General features: G+C 42.3%; 17 protein-coding genes. 13 read left to right on the plus strand and 4 right to left on the minus strand.

Annotated features, from left to right (window positions below; all coding sequences use genetic code 11):
- The first annotated feature begins 168 nt into the window (after window positions 1–168).
- Window positions 169–993: a M90 family metallopeptidase gene (locus ACFSJY_RS07475; RefSeq protein ID WP_386032852.1), complete on the plus strand. Its 825-nt coding sequence runs from the start codon at window positions 169–171 to the stop codon at window positions 991–993.
- Window positions 994–1,032: 39 nt separating this feature from the next.
- Here ACFSJY_RS07475 and ACFSJY_RS07480 read toward each other — a convergent pair whose 3' ends face one another.
- The gene (locus ACFSJY_RS07480; RefSeq protein ID WP_386032854.1) at window positions 1,033–2,133 is read right to left on the minus strand and encodes a c-type cytochrome; all 1,101 of its coding nucleotides are present in this window, start codon (window positions 2,131–2,133) and stop codon (window positions 1,033–1,035) included.
- Between the two features lie 167 nt (window positions 2,134–2,300).
- Here ACFSJY_RS07480 and ACFSJY_RS07485 point away from each other — a divergent pair, with 167 nt between their 5' ends.
- The 5 genes from ACFSJY_RS07485 to ACFSJY_RS07505 all read left to right on the plus strand — a co-directional run bounded on the left by ACFSJY_RS07485 (window position 2,301) and on the right by ACFSJY_RS07505 (window position 7,669).
- Window positions 2,301–3,422 (plus strand): type 1 glutamine amidotransferase domain-containing protein, encoded by a 1,122-nt coding sequence (locus tag ACFSJY_RS07485; protein WP_386032857.1) that lies wholly within the window; start codon window positions 2,301–2,303, stop codon window positions 3,420–3,422.
- Entirely contained in the window at window positions 3,422–4,363 is a 942-nt protein-coding gene (locus ACFSJY_RS07490; protein ID WP_386032859.1) for an alpha/beta hydrolase family protein, read from the plus strand. The genes ACFSJY_RS07485 and ACFSJY_RS07490 overlap by 1 nt, the downstream gene beginning before the upstream one ends.
- Complete coding sequence (locus tag ACFSJY_RS07495; protein WP_386032861.1) at window positions 4,360–5,052, plus strand: response regulator transcription factor; 693 nt, start codon at window positions 4,360–4,362, stop codon at window positions 5,050–5,052. The genes ACFSJY_RS07490 and ACFSJY_RS07495 overlap by 4 nt, the downstream gene beginning before the upstream one ends.
- 23 nt (window positions 5,053–5,075) lie before the next feature.
- Complete coding sequence (locus ACFSJY_RS07500; RefSeq protein WP_386032863.1) at window positions 5,076–6,323, plus strand: sensor histidine kinase; 1,248 nt, start codon at window positions 5,076–5,078, stop codon at window positions 6,321–6,323.
- Window positions 6,324–6,517: 194 nt separating this feature from the next.
- Complete coding sequence (locus ACFSJY_RS07505; protein ID WP_386032865.1) at window positions 6,518–7,669, plus strand: helix-turn-helix domain-containing protein; 1,152 nt, start codon at window positions 6,518–6,520, stop codon at window positions 7,667–7,669.
- Window positions 7,670–7,836: 167 nt separating this feature from the next.
- Here the strand turns inward: ACFSJY_RS07505 and ACFSJY_RS07510 are convergent, their stop codons facing one another.
- Window positions 7,837–8,559 carry a DUF642 domain-containing protein gene (locus ACFSJY_RS07510; RefSeq protein ID WP_386032867.1) on the minus strand — a complete coding sequence of 241 codons (723 nt, stop codon included), beginning with the start codon at window positions 8,557–8,559 and terminating at the stop codon, window positions 7,837–7,839.
- Between the two features lie 194 nt (window positions 8,560–8,753).
- Between ACFSJY_RS07510 and ACFSJY_RS07515 the strand changes: the two genes are divergently transcribed.
- The 6 genes from ACFSJY_RS07515 to ACFSJY_RS07540 all read left to right on the plus strand — a co-directional run bounded on the left by ACFSJY_RS07515 (window position 8,754) and on the right by ACFSJY_RS07540 (window position 14,144).
- Window positions 8,754–9,626 carry a protoglobin domain-containing protein gene (locus ACFSJY_RS07515; protein WP_386032869.1) on the plus strand — a complete coding sequence of 291 codons (873 nt, stop codon included), beginning with the start codon at window positions 8,754–8,756 and terminating at the stop codon, window positions 9,624–9,626.
- Between the two features lie 3 nt (window positions 9,627–9,629).
- Window positions 9,630–9,992, plus strand: coding sequence for an STAS domain-containing protein (locus ACFSJY_RS07520; RefSeq protein ID WP_386032871.1), 363 nt, complete (start codon window positions 9,630–9,632; stop codon window positions 9,990–9,992).
- A gap of 8 nt (window positions 9,993–10,000) precedes the next feature.
- A complete protein-coding gene (locus ACFSJY_RS07525) occupies window positions 10,001–10,396 on the plus strand; it encodes an anti-sigma regulatory factor (RefSeq protein WP_386032873.1) in 396 nt (131 codons plus the stop codon).
- Between the two features lie 2 nt (window positions 10,397–10,398).
- Entirely contained in the window at window positions 10,399–10,977 is a 579-nt protein-coding gene (locus ACFSJY_RS07530) for a SpoIIE family protein phosphatase (RefSeq protein ID WP_386032875.1), read from the plus strand.
- Window positions 10,943–13,729, plus strand: coding sequence for a response regulator (locus ACFSJY_RS07535; RefSeq protein WP_386032877.1), 2,787 nt, complete (start codon window positions 10,943–10,945; stop codon window positions 13,727–13,729). The genes ACFSJY_RS07530 and ACFSJY_RS07535 overlap by 35 nt, the downstream gene beginning before the upstream one ends.
- Window positions 13,730–13,802: 73 nt before the next feature.
- On the plus strand, window positions 13,803–14,144 hold the full coding sequence (locus tag ACFSJY_RS07540; RefSeq protein WP_386032879.1) for a zinc ribbon domain-containing protein YjdM: 342 nt from the start codon (window positions 13,803–13,805) through the stop codon (window positions 14,142–14,144).
- Between the two features lie 51 nt (window positions 14,145–14,195).
- On the opposite strand, the gene ACFSJY_RS07545 is transcribed toward ACFSJY_RS07540, so the two are convergent.
- Together ACFSJY_RS07545 and ACFSJY_RS07550 are read right to left on the minus strand one after the other, a co-directional pair.
- On the minus strand, window positions 14,196–15,299 hold the full coding sequence (locus ACFSJY_RS07545) for an ABC transporter substrate-binding protein (protein WP_386032881.1): 1,104 nt from the start codon (window positions 15,297–15,299) through the stop codon (window positions 14,196–14,198).
- Between the two features lie 120 nt (window positions 15,300–15,419).
- Window positions 15,420–16,406 (minus strand): alpha/beta fold hydrolase, encoded by a 987-nt coding sequence (locus ACFSJY_RS07550; protein ID WP_386032883.1) that lies wholly within the window; start codon window positions 16,404–16,406, stop codon window positions 15,420–15,422.
- A gap of 229 nt (window positions 16,407–16,635) precedes the next feature.
- Here ACFSJY_RS07550 and ACFSJY_RS07555 point away from each other — a divergent pair, with 229 nt between their 5' ends.
- Window positions 16,636–17,190 (plus strand): hypothetical protein, encoded by a 555-nt coding sequence (locus ACFSJY_RS07555; protein WP_386032885.1) that lies wholly within the window; start codon window positions 16,636–16,638, stop codon window positions 17,188–17,190.
- Window positions 17,191–17,378 lie beyond the last annotated feature (188 nt).

Genomic DNA, 17,378 nt, shown 5'->3' on the forward strand with positions numbered 1-17,378 from the left:
ATTTTTAGGTGTTTGAAAAGCATATAAAAAAGAATAGCAAATTGTTGGTGTTTTGGTAGCTAAGTGTAGTAAAAGCTAAAAGTTGAACCTTTACGAATAACGTTTACCTATTGAATTTTGGTGTTTAGCACCAACGTCTATTTGATAGATAAAGATAGGCGCTTTTGAATGATTGAATATATTTTACCCATCGCTATAGCCGTTTTACTGATTGGTTTTTCCGCGGGCAAGCCATACTGGCGCGAGTATCAGAGAAGGCGCATCAAAAAACAGCCTTTTAAAAAAGAATGGCGACAGATATTACAACGACGCTTTCCATATTTCAGGCAAATGCCTTCTGATTTACAGTTACAATTAAAAGAGCACATCCAAGTGTTCCTAGCAGAGAAACAGTTTATCGGTTGCAATGGGGTCAACATTACCGATGAAATTCGAGTTACAGTAGCAGCGCAGGCGTGCCTTTTGTTGCTCAACAGAAAAACGGACTACTACCCCAAGCTTACGTCAATCTTGGTCTACCCGAGCGCGTTTATTAAAAGTCAGCAAAGCAGCGATGCGGCCGGCGTTCACTTTGTGCAGAAAACGACACTTGCTGGCGAGTCGTGGGATTTCGGCAAGGTCGTACTATCGTGGCAGGATACTGTTGACGGGGCAGATATCCCTAATGATGGAAAAAATGTTGTTATTCATGAGTTCGCCCATCAATTAGACCAAGAAAATGGTCCAGCAAATGGCGCCCCAATTTTAGGGAAAGACCACAGCTATCAATGCTGGTCTTCGGTATTTTCCGAGCAATATGAGCAGCTAAAACACAAGGTGCATTTAGGGCTTCCATCGTTGTTTGATTATTATGGCGCGACCAATCCAGCAGAGTTTTTTGCGGTTGCTAGCGAAGTCTTTTTTGAACAATCACAGCAGCTTAATGATATGCACCCTAAGCTGTATAAGCAGCTAACTCAGTACTATCACGTGGACCCTATTCATTGGCATTAAAAAAAGGCGCTTAAGCGCCTTTTTTTAATGGTTTCAGTGTTAGTCATTAACACCTTCAATCTCTCCGCGTTGAACTGGGAACCCTTGATGCATCCAACCAAATATGCCTTCCCATAGAACAGCCGTGCGAGTGTAACCGCGGTCGCGTAACTTGTTAATTGTGTAGTCGGCGGCAGCGCGAGGGCACGAGCAGTAGGCAACAATCTGCACGTCTTTCGGAATACCTCTTACGGTTTCATCCAAATCGGCGTAGTAAGGGAACGGTATTGAGCCCTCAATATGTGCGGTTTGCCATACTGATGTTACGCGAGTATCGAGTAACACCATTCGTTTCTTCGCGACAAGAGCGTCATTTAAATCACTAGAAAGTACATACATACCATCTTTTAAATCGAAGTTTGGGTCATCTCCATCTTTATTGACAATGTAATCCGCTGGCTCTGGTAAAGCGCGTAAAATTGGTTTTTCTGCTTTCCAACCAAGTGATTTGCTGCGTAAAAATGCGGTGATATTGTCAATGTCTTCCTCAGAAAGCTTATCTTTGTATGCTTGCATAGGTGTGTCTTGACGGCCATTTACGATGGCATGGCGGATAAACTCATCGGTATTATGTGCAAGCGCAGATTGATTCATTAACGCTGGCGCATTGACGCCTTCGCCTTTGACACCATGACAGTTCGCACATTGTTGTTGATACACTTGTTCACCACGTTTAACATCACCAAGTACAGGGTTTGTAGAAAATTTCAGTCGGTCATAGCCAGCTTGTTCAAACAGCCAATACGTTAAGTCCCAGGTTTCATCCAAGGTCATAGGGCCACCCACTTCATCTAAATAGCCGCCCATCGCTGTGCCTTTCCTACCGTACTGCATAGGGCGAAGTACTTGGTGCGCAATGCCTGACTCCATCAAACTTTTACTGCGCAATGACGGCGCATGATCGTTGGCATGACCTTCTCTGTCTTTACCATGACATAACGCACAGTATTTTTGGTAATTGGCAGCAGCGACTTCAGCCTGATGAGCCGTCAGCTTACGAGGCGGGGAACGACGTTCTCGCTCTTGAGCAGATGCCGTTGAATGAAAAAGAAAAGTGACGAGTACAGTGCCAATAGATAACACCTTAACTGCAATTGACATAACCTACCCTGGAATAATGAAAACCAAGGTTAGCCTATGCATTCCTTACTGATTGCGCAATCAAAAATGCGTAACAAATTCCTACGTTTAAAAGGTATGTGGGCTGTCTTCACATTTTCTTCACAGCCAAGTTGATAGCGTTAAGGCATCACAAAAGGAGCGTGAACATGAAAAAACTATTATCAACTATTGCATTAATAAGTGCCTTAACGGGTGTCACAAATACAGCTAACGCAAATGAGCAAGCACCGAATATTTTGATGGTGCTGAGCAGTTATGGTGAAAAAAGCGATGACGGAGAGGTGATCAAACCAGGGTTTGAATTTGATGAAATGAGTAAGTCGTACCTTGTGTTTGATCAAGCTGGCGCTAATGTTACCTTCGCCTCTCCTAAAGGTGGCAAGCTTATAGCAGACAAGTATGACCCTCAAAAACGATACAATCAGGCATTTTTAAAGGATGAAGAAGCAGTAAAGGCGCTCGATACCACCATTAGACTGAAGGATATTGATGCTAACCTATATGATGCCGTTTATGTTGTTGGCGGAAAAGGTCCTATGTATGACTTAGCTAATGATGTGGACGTTAAGCGTATTATTGCCGCTATTTACGAAGACGATGGCGTGGTCGGTGCTGTTTGTCATGGGCCGGCAGCGCTGCTTGATGTGCAGTTAAGTGATGGCCAATATTTGATAGCGGACAAACGTGTTTCTGGTTTTACTAATCAAGAAGAAACGGCATTTACCAAAAAGTGGAAACTACCTTTTTCATTGGAAGACAAAATCAAAGCACAAGGGGCGCATTATCAACGAGATGGTTTGATGTTAAACCAAGTAAGTATTGATGATCGCATCGTCACTGCTCAAAATCCATTCTCTACGGCAGACGCTGCAAAAGCACTGGTACAAGAACTTGGCTTGTCTGTTGATGGTATTGAGGATTTTAAAGATGATCGCACAGTTAAATTAGCTGAAATGTACTTCGCTGATAGACAGCTAGCAGCTAAAGAGTTCGCTAACAATACAGAGCAGTACGACACAGTGTTACTTGCCATGCTAGGTGTGTATCAGTCCAAATTTGCTAACACTCAAGTAGAACTTGATGTGGCAATTGCCATTATGGAGCAAACACAATCAGCCGTTAACCACCCAATGTTGGATACCTCGATTGCAAAGGCTTACACCAACAAAAACCAAACAGCCAAAGCGGTTAATGTGCTGCAAAAGTCACAGAAGAAATTCCCTGACAATGAAGCCATTGCTTCGATGCTAGCGGAGCTATCAGAATAATGGCTATTCAATTGAAAACTATTTGGGAAGAAACGAACCTCAAAAAGGTCGTACTGACAGTGTTGGCCACCATTTCGATACTGGCACTGATTTGGTACATCATCTGGGGGCTTAAGCCTTATGATGTAGATCGCCAACTGATAGAAACGCGATATAGCTACAATAGCGTACAACCAGAAATGGAGATAACTCAAGAATCACCGACACACTTTGCATTTTCATACACCACTTTCGATGGTACTGAAGTCAATGGTCGTCTGGAATATCCGCACCCGCTAGCGAAAGATATGGCAAAGGTGCCAGTCTTTATTGGGGCACATGGCATGGGTAGGAGTGACAATCGTTGGTTTATGGACAGCTTTAAAGAACGTCCAACCATAGAGCAGACAGATAAAATAACAGAACAAGCGTTACAAGCAGGTTATGCAGTTATTGCTATAGATGCGAGAAACCATGGTAAACGGAAAGACCTGAATTACACCATTCGTGACGTCATGACAAATATGCACTTCTGGGGGAAAAGAGATCCTTATGAAGTTATGATTGTTGACACTGTTAAAGACCATAGAGTTTTACTTGATTGGTTACTATCACAACCACAATTTGACCACAGCAATATTGCGGTCGGTGGTTACAGTATGGGGGGACATGTTTCTCTTTTGCTCGCTGCTGTTGATAGTCGCATTAGTCGCGTGCTGTCTATTGTTCCACCGTATTTAGATGATAAGGTGGCGATTGTTGCGCCTAAAAACTTCGTTGAATACGTCCACGTGGATAAGCTCTGGCTGGTGACTGCGAATGACGATGAGCATGCCTCTGAGAAAGAAAATGCTAAATTGTTCAGCGCAATTGCCGCGGCTGATAAAAAACATGTTCAGTTTGAAGGTGGTCATATTTTGCCTGAGGGATACTATGAAACATTTACAGGGTGGTATGAGTGAGTAAGCCGCTGAAATTATTGATTGTTGAAGACAGTGTGGCGATAAGCCAAAACATTGCGACGTATTTCGAACAACAAGATGCAATTTTGGATTTTGCCTATGACGGTGAGCAAGCGTGTCAGCTTGCTCTGTCAGAGTATTACGACGGTATAGTGCTGGATATTGCTTTACCTAAACTCGACGGGTTGGGGGTATGTAAAGTATTACGAGAACAGGCAAACCGTCATATTCCTATTATTATGCTAACGGCAAGAGACACGTTAGAAGATAAGTTAACAGGTTTTGGCCAAGGAGCGGATGACTATCTGACAAAGCCCTTTGCTCTCGAAGAACTTTGGGTAAGGTGCCAAGCGTTGGCCAGTAGGCAAGCCCAACACCTTCCGAAAACACTGACACTTGGTAGTGGCACTAAAGCGATATGTTTGAACGCCGAGAGGCAAGCTGTGAAACGCAATGGTCAAGATATTCACCTGCAGCCAATTGCGTTTCAAATTCTCAAGTGTTTGATGGAAGCGCACCCCAGAGCACTTACCCGCTCAGAACTATGTGACAAGCTTTGGGGAGATGAACCCACAAACTCTGATGCGCTGCGTTCACACCTTTATCAATTGCGCAAAGCTATCGATAAACCCTTCGAAGAGCCCATCATTAACACAATACATGGCGTTGGTTTTAGCCTCTCTGTTTGACGTTATTTATTAAGGAAAGCCTCGTGTTTATCAATATTCGTTCCCGTATCGTTGCCTATTTCATTACGATGATTATGCTGGTTTGTACCTTATTCACAGCACTCGTATTTATTTTTTCTTATAACGTCGAAGACAATTATTTTATTCAGCTACTTAAAGATGAAATGAGCTTAGTCAAAGCACAAGTAGAACGAGGTGAACATCCGTCATCAAGATTTGATTACATCTCGTTTTATCAGTCCTCACAGGCGTTGCCTGACGCTATTCGCACCGTGTTAGTAGAAGAACCTGAGCGTATTGAGTTTTCAGGGCCGCAGGGGGAACACTACCATTTACTTAAAACGGATATTGGCTTTTTAGTCGCAGAAGTGAGTGATCAGCTAGTTGTGCGAAAAATCAAAGGTGGCATGTTACAGGCGCAACTAGCGTTCATTGCGATTACAGGCCTGTTGATTGGGATAGGGACATGGTTTTTAGCTAAGCGTCTAGTAAGGCCGATAGATAGGTTAATGCAGGTACTTGATCAAGTTCAAGATAATGCGTTACCGGCAAATTTTTCTGCGCAATTTAAACCCGATGAAATAGGGATGTTTGCACGACGACTCGATGACGCCATGCAACGTGTTCAGCAGTTTGTTGTTAGAGAGCAAGACTTTACTCGCGATGTCTCCCATGAATTGCGCACGCCTGTTGCTGTTGTGAAAGGTGCAACGACGTTGTTGGCTAGTGCCGAATTGACGAGTGAACAACGGGTTTTAGTCAGTCGAATTAAAGAAGCCAACACTTATATGGAAAAGTGCATTGAAGGGCTACTGACATTAGCTCGTGAAAAGTCATTTGAAATGCACTCGTTCAAGTTGCTACCAGTCGTTGAAAAAGCAATTGTTGAGCATCACCAATTGTTAGAAGGGAAAACGATAGAGGTGGATGTGAAAGTCAGTAATTCAGTTTGTGTGATTGGCAATGAGCAAGCAATGAACATGATAGTGAGCAATATAGTCGCTAACGCCTTCACCCATTCACATAGTGGAGCAGTTGAAATAAGCTTTTCAGCAGGCCAACTGATTATTAAAGACAATGGACAAGGCATATCTCCAGCCATACAACAGCACATGTTTGAAGCGGGTGTGAAGAGTCAATCAAGCGAGGGATTTGGGATTGGGTTGTCTTTAGTTAAGCGACTGACAGAGTGTTTGCAATTATCATTAAATGTCACCAGTAACGAACATGGTACAACAGTGTGTTTGTCAGACTTTGAAGTTCATTGTTAATGCTTGAAAGGCGCTGGTAAACAACCTTACACAGAGTAAATAGTGAGTTACTTTTTCTTGTGATAAATATGATGTAAAAGCCAGATATATGTGTTCTTAAAAATCAATTCTTTATTTGCTGCAAAAGCACTTGTTGCTTATCAAAAAAACTAACATAATCGAGCGATACATTACGAAGGATATGGCCGTATTTTATGTCTCGAGTACCCAAACCGAAAATGTTAACCGAAGCAGTTAACAACCTATTAGGTGATAGTGATTTACCGGCAGCGTTAACATTGGAACAATGTGCGTCTGCACTAGCAATGAGCACTACATCATTTCGCCGCAAACTCAGCCAAGAAGAAACCAGTTATAAGCTCATCCAAACCAAGTTTTTGAATGAACTTTGTGTCATGGTGTTGTCTTTACCACATGTAAAAATAGACGACTTAGCGGTTCGACTAGGGTACTCAGAACGAGCAACATTTGAGCGTGCATTTAGACAAAAGTTTGGTTTGACGCCCTCACAATTTAGAGAATTAACGGCAACAGGTTTGAACTCTGAAAATGAGAAAGAGCTGAAAACTATAGCCCAGAACATACCTGCGATGCCAGATAGTTGTCGTGAGTTACTGCAGGAGAAAGATCAAGGAAACTTAGATGTCCAACGCGTGCTTGACATCGTCAGTAAAGACCCGATTTTCTCTGGTCGACTGATGGGACAAGCAAGTAAAGCCATTTACGGCAAAACGCCAGATGATTTGCGCGAAGCCATCACCCGAAATTTGGGCATTAATACCGTACTCAACTTCGCCGTGATCTTTGCCATGCAAGACGCGTTAAGCGAGCAAGTTTCGCCGAAATTAATCGAAAAATACAGCCAAGCATTCATGCTTGCACCTAAGCTATTTCAAAAGTTACGCCGCAGCTTGAGCAGTAGTGTGAAGTTTGATGTGCCTTTGGTAGAACAAGTGTTAGTGTTCGGATTATTAGGCGTATTTTTACTGAGCCACAAAGACGCTAAGCAGCATGAACTTGTTATCCATTCATTACGAGGTATTGAAGACCTACAAGTGCTTAATAGTCATGTCAAACAAACTGGTGGTATCAGTATTTATATGGCGTCGGCGCTTATGCTGTCGCAGTGGCATATTGATGCGAACGTTATCAAGATGTTGACTGACTTAGACAAGCTGAGTGACTCTTCTGAACAAGGCACACCTGAGCAAGAACTTGTGCAGTTTATGTTCGCATGCATGTACCAACTGGCAGGTGAACACGAAATCGATGAAAGCACTCGAGAGAAAGCGCAGTGGCTTGGTATAGATACACTTGATGAAATTCTGGAAGAAGTCGTTATTTAGTGTCGATTAATTAGCGATAACTAATTACTGATAGAGTTTTAAAGAGAGGTTAGCCAGTTAAACATGTATGCTAACTGGCTATAGTGCCTTCGGTATCTCACTTGAGATCGAGAGCGGCGCAATTTGGGGGCTGGCCACCCTCTATAAAGGTCTTTAACTTTTTTGATTTAAGACGTTACCTTCGCTTTTTTCTTGCGAACAGCTAAAAAGCCTATAGGTAGTAGCATTAACGCTATCATGCTTGGTTCAGGCACCTGAGCAACATGGTTTAGCGATACATTGTCGATTAAGCCACCCAACGTATTTTGTGTGCCAAAAGAAGCAAAGCTTAAATTCATTGACGTTGATGTTGCTCTGAAGCTTACTGTTTGTTTTTGCCAATTTGGCGTATCACGACGAATACCATCTGCTGCGTAGATAGCGTCCATTGACATGTCAAAATTAGCTGCAGCATCATGCCAGTAAACGTTGATGCCGTTGTCATTCTGGTTATTGGTTCTTGCTTTATAGAAGAATTCCAATACGTACTCTTCACCAACGATCAACGAATCAATGGTCTGTGTCATCATTGAGTTTGAACCGTTACGTCTGTGCGAGTCCAATTCAATATGTTGGAAGCCGTCTTGTGAAGCTGTAACAACGCCTTTTTGCAATTCAATACCATTACCGTAGCTGGTGTACCAACCGGGAATGATATTGAAAACATCCCAACCACGCTGTTTGTTTGCGAAGTCAGCTAAATCAGTATTTTTCACTGCACCATAAGATACCGTGCTATCACCAAACGTTGTTTGCTCAAAACTACCATTGGTGATAAGTGATGCATTGGCCATGTGGCTACATGCCAACAAAGCAATCGATGCTGACATTTGTTTGAATAACTTCACCATATGCTCACCTCTTCTAAATATGTTAATTGGCGCCAGTATAGGAGGCTGGGCATATGTGAGATATGGCTAAACTGTCCATTTTTAAAAAAGTGGTTTCTATTGATATGAAATTTTTCTTACTGATTTGACAAAAGTTGAATGATTTCTAAGCTTTAGAATAGGTTAGAGAACATAATTACAAGCAGGAGCATGTTGTGGTTGACGTGAAAAGTTTAATGAAGGTTTATGAGATTTCAGAGCGAGACCTTCAACTCGTCGGTGAACTGGGCGAGCGAATCATCCCTTTGCTCGATGATTATGTTGAGGCATTCTATGATTGGCTTGAGCCTCAACCAGAGTTTCTGCAGTTTTTCTCTGATAAAAACAGACTCGCTCGCGTGAAAGAAGCACAAAAAAACTACTGGCATCAAACCTTTTTGGCCAATATCGATGAGGGCCATATTCAGTCTCGTGAATACTTAGGTGCACATCATGCAAAAATTGGTTTAAGCCTAGAGAGTTACTTTTCTGGTGTCAGTAAAAGCTTGAGCTTTTTCCAAGGGTTGTTTCTTGAAGACAGCGATAAAGAGCATTTTCATCAACAACAAATCTCATTAGGTAAACTCGTCCACCTAGAAACGTCGATTGTCGTTCAGGCATACAGTGCCATGACACAACAAAAAATAGAGCACCAAAGCCGCACATTATTGGAGATGTCTACACCTGTTACTTCTATTTGGGAGGGGGTGTTGATGTTACCTATTGTTGGGATTTTAGATTCTAAACGCGCGCAAGATTTAATGCATACGGTGCTTGCAAAAATTGGCGAAACGAGTGCCAAAGTTATCATTCTCGATATCAGTGGTGTTGCTGTGGTTGATACTGCAGTAGCCAATCACATTATAAAAATTACTAAAGCGTCCAAGCTTATGGGCTGTGATTGCATTGTCTCGGGCTTGTCACCGGCAATAGCACAAACTATTGTTGAGCTGGGAATAGAGGTCGACAGTTTGACGACAACGGCAACCTTGAGTAATGCATTAGAAAATGCACTGACCACTATCGGTCAAAGAATAGTGGCAGCGTAGTACATGCTTGGCGAGAGTAATATTGTTTTAAACAAAATTGAGTCGGCTGTATTGGCAACCATTCAGTCCGCGCTAACAGATGAGGTGTTAAATCGGTTTCGTGAGGACCTACTGACACACTTATCCGCAACGTCAGTAAAGTACTTGTTATGTGATTTCTCTGGCCTTGATTTACTCGATATCGACGAATACCAGTCGGTACAGAAAATCTGTCAAATGGCACAATTGATGGGGGTGACGTCAATTATTGTGGGATTGAGTCCAGGCCTAGCTGCAACCATAGTCGACTACGATATTGATACGAAGAACATCCGCTTCGCGCTCAATATTGATGAAGGACTACTGTTGGTGCGAGAAGGTGGCTAGGTTCGATAATGGCAGTAATTGAACGTTTCGATGTTGAAGATGAAGCGAGTTTTCAAACCGCTTTATTGCATGTGAAGTCTCGGTTGATTACAGCGGGCTTTTCGTCAATAGAGGCGTCGCGTTTCTTAACCGCGGTATCTGAACTTGCTCGTAATATTTTGAAGTATGCTGATAAGGGGTGGCTTGAGGTTAATCAAGTGCAAAGGCTTAACCGAAAAGGCATCAAAGTAGCGGCGGTAGACCAAGGTAAGGGTATAGAGGATATCCCGTTAGCTATGTCGGATAGTTATAGTTCCAGTGGCACGTTAGGGCAGGGGTTGCCAGGGGCGAAAAGGTTGGTCGATGAATTTGATATCGAGTCTTCGTCGCAAGGGACTCGTGTAACTATAGTGTCTTGGTGTTAACAGTGAGCAGTAAAGTTGCCACGAGAAATCGCGCTAAATATGGCGAAATTGTCAGTGGCGATAAGGTCGTCGTGCGTCAGCTTGAACAAAAACTTTTGCTTGCTGTAATCGACGGTGTGGGTCATGGCGCAGAGGCTGACAAAGTATCAAAAATTTTGGCCCGCTATTTATTGCAGCTCGAGACACTTGAATCACCTTCTGCCATGATTGACGCGATGGACAAAATTTCACATCCATGTATTGGCGCTTCAGTTGGGCTTGCTATTGTTGATGAAAACTCTCATCGGGTTGATTTTGCCGGTGTTGGTAACATTGCTGCTTATGTTATGGGGGCAAATAGTGAAAGTTTCGCAAGCCGTGATGGAACAGTTGGCTGCCACTCTCGCATACCGCTCGCGCAATCCAAGAATTTATCCGCTGGCGACCTCATTGTGATGCACAGTGACGGTATTCAAAGCCGTTTGTTGAGGCAGTTTGATAGCGATTACTTGAAAGCATCGGTCGAGCAAATACTGAGCTATATTTTTAGTAACTTTGAGAAAAATTATGACGATGCGTCATGTATCGTCTATCGATTTTAACATGAAAAACTTAGCCGACATTCCATTGACAGACATTAGCATGGTATATGGTATTCGCCGAAAGCTATACGATGCAGGTTTATTGTGTGGACTTAAGGCTATTCTCTTGAATCGTGTTGTTGGCTGTATTTCGTCATTACTTAAACAAGTGATTCATGATAACCCTGATACTTGCAACGTATTATTTAGGATAGCGGTTGATTATCATGAGGCTCAACCTGCCCTGGTATTCAACGTTGTTGCACCGAACAGCATTGGTCTACCTGATGTTGCTAGTACCCTGTTTTATAAAACTGATCACACTGTAACGGCTGAGTTGCATCACCACCGTTTGTTTTTGTCTCTGACGCCCAATCAAGCAAAGGTGATAGAAGGAAGCAGTGAACAACTCATCAATCTTTTCAAACACAAGAGCAGGCAAGAGCTATTAGCTGAGCTAAAAACCAAGAACGAAACATTAGAAAACCATTCAAAAGAATTAGAACAACAGGTAGCACAGCGCACTGAGCAACTCGAGTTTGCGAAACTTCAAGCTGACTCAGCGAATAAAGCGAAAGGTGATTTTCTAGCGAACATGAGCCATGAAATCAGAACGCCAATGAACGCCATCATTGGTATGTCTCACTTAGCTTTGCAGACACAACTTGACAGAAAGCAGCGCAACTACGTAGAAAAAGTGCATTTATCTGCAGAGTCATTGTTAGGCATCATCAACGATATCCTCGATTTTTCAAAAATTGAGGCGGGTAAATTAGATATTGAGCAAATTGCTTTCCGACTGGATGGCGTAATGGAGAACCTTGCTAACTTAATAAGCTTTAAAGCTGATGAAAAAGAGTTAGAACTGTTATTTGATGTAGGTGTTGATGTACCTAACTTTCTCACTGGCGATCCGCTTAGGTTGGGGCAAATATTAATTAACTTAGCTAACAATGCCGTTAAGTTCACAGAAACGGGACAAATCCTAGTTAAAGTGCGCACTGAAGAAGTGTTGCCTGAAGAAACCATCTTGCGGTTTTCAGTTATTGATTCAGGCATAGGTATGACTGACGCACAACAGCAAAAACTCTTTCAGTCCTTTTCTCAGGCAGATACGTCAACCACTCGTAAGTATGGTGGTACAGGGTTGGGGTTAACCATCTCTAAACGTTTGGCTCAAATGATGGGCGGTGATATTTGGGTAGAAAGTGAGCGGGGCAAAGGTAGCAAATTCCATTTTACCGTTAAACTTGGCTTACAGGATGAGAAACCTAGTTATATTAGTTCCTCGCTGGATTGGTCCGAAATTCATACCCTTAGCGTGCTGATTGTTGATGACAATGCTACTGCTAATGAAATCATGAGTAATTTACTGCACTCTTTCGGCTTTAATGTAGTCGCCGTTAATTCGGGCCAAAAGGCCGTGGACGTGATTGCGTCAAATGAGCACAAATTTGACCTCGCGCTAGTGGATTGGAAAATGCCAGGCTTAGACGGAATAAGCACTGCACAACAGATGAAGCAGCATGTCGATATTCCCATCATTATGGTTACAGCGGCAGGGCTTAGCGATATTACCGACAATGCACAAGCCAGTGAACTGCTTGCATGTGTACTAAGCAAGCCCGTGTCGGCATCGTCACTTCATGACGCCATTATGGAAACATTTGGCTTTACGGTCGACAAAAGTATGCGCCGTGATCAAATCTCTGATCAAGCAATGGGACAGGACATTGAACAGTTAAGAGGTGCCAAAATATTGCTTGTCGAAGATAACGAGTTAAACCAAGAGCTTGCTATAGAGTTGTTAAATTCACATGGACTGAAAGTCACCTTGGCTGAAAATGGCTTGAAAGCTTATCAATTGGTGAAACAAGAAGATTTTGACGGTGTCTTAATGGACTGTCAAATGCCAGTCATGGATGGGTTCGAAGCAACCCAAAAAATTCGTGAATTAGGCGCTGAATACGCCGATTTACCTATTATTGCCATGACGGCCAATGTAATGGCCTCTGACCGTGAACGTGTAGCGAAAGCGGGTATGAATGACCATATCGGTAAGCCTATTCGCATAGAAGAAATGTTTGGCACAATGGCTAGATGGATTACCCCTTCTGAGCCAGTAAGCTCAGACGAAGAGTATGATACTAAGCATGCAGATGATAATGCTTTACATAATCAGCTTTCATCGTTGAAGGTGGTCGATATTAAGTCCGGCTTAGATAATGCGAACAACACGACAGCCCTGTATTTCAAGTTACTTATACGTTTTAGAGAGCTGCAAAATACATTTTGCCAACAGTATAGACAAAGTTTAGCGGAAACCGACTTTATCACTTGCACGCGTCTCGCTCATACCTTGAAAGGATTAGCTGCGACTATTGGCGCTAAAGAATTGGCAGATTTTGCAGAACAGCTTGAAAAAGCGTCTACAGAGCAAAACAGTAAGTCCGCAGCAGCTAAACTTACAAACGTTGATGAAAGCCTGGCAAGCGTACTGAAAGATTTAGCTATATTGAAAGTACCTGAAATTGAAGGTAGAGATAAACAACCGATTAGCCCTGAAGAATATAAGCAGTTAATTGAGCAACTGATAGAGTGCTGCGAGAGCTTTGAACCCGAAGCGCAAGATATTATTGCTAAGCTGCTTTCTTTCCAGTTAGAACCAGGTGTTGATGACATTCTTCAGAGCGTTCAAAGGATGCTGAATGATTACGAGTTTGATGAAGCGCTTGAATTGGTGAATCAATTAGCCACGACAGATATGGCATAGTATTTAAAGCTTCGACAAACGTTACTCGCCTGCTAAAATAGTTGCTTATTTCGATTACCCGCCTGAAAAAGTTATGAGCGATAGTTTACCCCCTTGTCCAAGTTGCCAGTCTGAATATGTCTACCAAGATCAAGAACTCTTAATTTGTCCTGAATGTGGGCATGAATGGAACCCTAAAGAAGCTGCTGAGGAAGAAGCGATTATTGTCAAAGACTTTAATGGTGCATTGCTTGCCGATGGTGACAAAGTGACCGTGATTAAAGACTTGAAGATAAAAGGTAGTTCACAAGTAATTAAAATAGGCACTAAAGCGTTGGTTCGCCGTGTACTCGACAAGAAAGATCACGAACTAGATTGTAAAGTCGATGGTGTTGGCGAAATGATGGTAACTGCTAAATTTGTTAAAAAGGCATAGTCTGCAACGAAAAGTGGTAGTGCGAGCTATCAACTCTTCAATTACACCTCATCAATTAATGATGATTTTAGGGCAGCTGATATTGTCTAGTACATTATCAGCTGCCTTGTAGATTCGACTGACAAAACTTTCCATGACAAAACTCGCTCTATTGGGGTGGGATTTAGAAAAGCGCTTGAAGTCAAAGCGTTCATAGCTCCTGTCGCTAATGTTGGCATTAAACCTTGCCACACGGTCTTCTGAACTCGGCTCGAAAATATTGACTGTCTGATGCATTTCACAGGGCTGCATACTGTTCGCTTTGAAATCCTTTAACATGACGAGCGCTTTGGCGCCCAATGTAACGTGGCCACCATAGGAAATATCTATTGGGTAAAGGCTATTGGCTTCATCCCAATTAAATCCTCCAATAGTCACTTTGTAGGGTAGGTTAGCCTCTTTTACGGCACGACTAGCGCCAAAGGCCATAGGGTCATTAGCGGCCCAAATAATGTCTATACGTTGACGTCTCAAAAGACCTTTAACTTTAAGGTACGCTTCATCCTTAGACCAATTGGCGACAGGGTTGTCGATAAGATCAATATCGGGTTGCGTACTCAGGAAGTCCGATAAGCCTTTGCCTCGTTCGATAGCCGCAGCAGAGCGATAGTCGCCTTGCAGTGCCAGCAGATTAAACGACGATTGGTTTACATATTTAAGACGATGCAGGGCCACTAAATCCTTCGCAAGTAGTTTACCAGCATTGAAATTGTCAGGGGTTAAACTACCAATAATCGATGATTTTTGTTTATCGGTTAGCGTTGCTCTTTCCGCTAAAGAAAAACCATTGAGCAACGTAAAAATAGGAATGTCATGACCTGCAATGGTTTTGGCAAGCTCTAAGCCTGCTCCTTTTTCATTAACGATAATGGCAAAGTCAGGCCGATGCTTGGCAACATCGTTAGCAAGCTCCTTCATTAAGATATGGTCTCTATTGGCGAATAGTGTAATTAGCTCAATGTTGAGATCGTCAGCAGCGGCGAGCATGACATGATTCACCGTCGACCAGAATGTTCCTGTCGAGTCCCTATCTGGGTGACCAGGATTAATGAAAACTACTTTAAAATCACTTGCTATGGTTACATTCGATGTAGCAATAACTAAAAGCAGTGACACTGCATAAATAAACCGATTCATCCCTTTATAGTAGCGCAAATCTGTTTTGAATCGAATATAAAGTGTGAGTAGTTATTAACTATAAAAAGCTTATTTTAATTGTGCTGTCGAATATTAGTGTTACAAATTTTCGTTAGTGCTTGTATCGAGTTGATTTTGTTCGGCTAGTTTTGATACACGCTTTTCTTTTAGGCGTTTTGCTTTTTCTTTTCGTTTAATTTCAGCTTTTTTGACATGCTTAGTTATCCATTTTCTCATTTTGGGTATGAGTGCCGGAGGGAAGTCATGACCCATTCCGGGCACCACCTTAAGCTTTGATTTTTTTATTTGCTCAGCTGTTTTCTGCCCACCTGAAACAGGAATAATCGGGTCTTCTGCACCATGGATGACTAAGGTTGGCGCTTTGATTTTTCGCATCAGATATTGGCGACAACCACTTGCTGTAATCGCTGCTAATTGTCGTTTAAAGCCCGATGGGTTGTAGCCTCTATCGACATTAGCCGTCGCTTGTTGTCTCAATCTTGCTTCATCTAATGGATAAGCGGGGCTGCCAATCAGACGATTCATTTTCATGTTATAGCGAATAGCGGCTTCTCGATTGAATTTACTCGGACGTTTCGCCAATTGTAAAAATACTTTCAGGTTTGAGCCTGAGATACCGGGCGCTGAAATTGTTGACATGATTGACGTCAGGCTCAGTACTTTTTTCTTATGCTTGGCAGCAATAATTTGACCTATCATGCCGCCCATTGAAGCGCCGACCAAATGGGCTTTTTTAATTTTAAGGGCTGACATCAGCTCTAACACATCGTCGGCCATATCATCTAAGTTATAAGGTGTTTGAGCACGAATAGGTGTCCTCTGACTTAGCCATGCTTTAATAATGCTTGGTTCGCCATGGTCATCTAATTGACTTGATTGGCCCACATCTCGATTATCAAATCGAATAACACGAAAGCCCTTATCAACTAGCCCGAAATAAAGCTCGTCTGGCCAAATCGTCATTTGTGCGCCTAATCCCATAATCAAAATAATGGTGGGTTGAGATTTTAGTCCTCGGTCTTGATAGCTCAGTGTGATGCCGTGTGACGTTGTTAGCTTGCGCATGAAATTCTAAAAATGTGCAGATTCGTTATTTGTTTTATATAGGTTTCATAGCAGCTCAAGATCTCATATCCGTATGAAGTTTTTATGACTATCTCGTAACGCCGCGAATAGCTTTATGTGGCACCTAGTAAGTTTTTACTTACCTGTTAGTTATCATTTTTAATAAGGAGTTAATCGTTAGTTGGCGTTTATACGTAAATTGTAAAAACACATTAGAAAAGAGATTGTTATGTTACGTTTATCATGTTTAGCTTTATTGGTTTTTGTTATCGCAGGGTGCTCAAACCCAGTCGCTAATCGCACACCAATAAACGAATCATTTCCTCAAGTAGCCGGTGAAAATTTAAATCGCCAGCAAGTTGTACTACCGAAAGAGCTCGAAGGTGACTTGCGACTACTATTAGTTGGTTATGTGCAAGATTCGCAGTTTGATATCGACCGTTGGTTAATTGGACTTGATATGACGCAAACGAAAGTGACGGCATATGAGATACCGACTATCAAAGGTATGTTTCCAAGAATGTTTGAGGGCTTCATCAATAACGGTATGCGCAAAGGAATTCCCAAGCAGTTATGGGGAGGTGTGATCACGGTTTATGACGAAGCAGAAAAGATAACAGCACTGACTGGTACAGAAAACCCGAATAACGCGCGAGTATTGCTACTGAATGAACAAGGTACGATTTTGTATTTCTACGATAGCGGTTTTGCTGTTGATGCGTTAAATGATTTACGTGATGTTATTGATAGCACACGTGCTGCAAAGATTGCGCAAAATCAGTGATGTTAACGCGATAGTGAGTACTCGTTTTTAACAGGCAAGTAGGTAATCGACACAAATTGTTACGCATTGAAAGTGATTAATTTTTAAACCCAAATTTAACATGCTGCGTAATCTGCAATAACCGCGGCAACGACCGTAGCGCTCTCAGGATGGGAATGCTGCAGGTCAACAGCTTTTATTTTTAATGC

The sequence above is a fragment of the Thalassotalea euphylliae genome, from assembly GCF_042682785.1.
In the GTDB taxonomy this organism is placed as follows: Bacteria; Pseudomonadota; Gammaproteobacteria; order Enterobacterales; family Alteromonadaceae; genus Thalassotalea_F; species Thalassotalea_F euphylliae.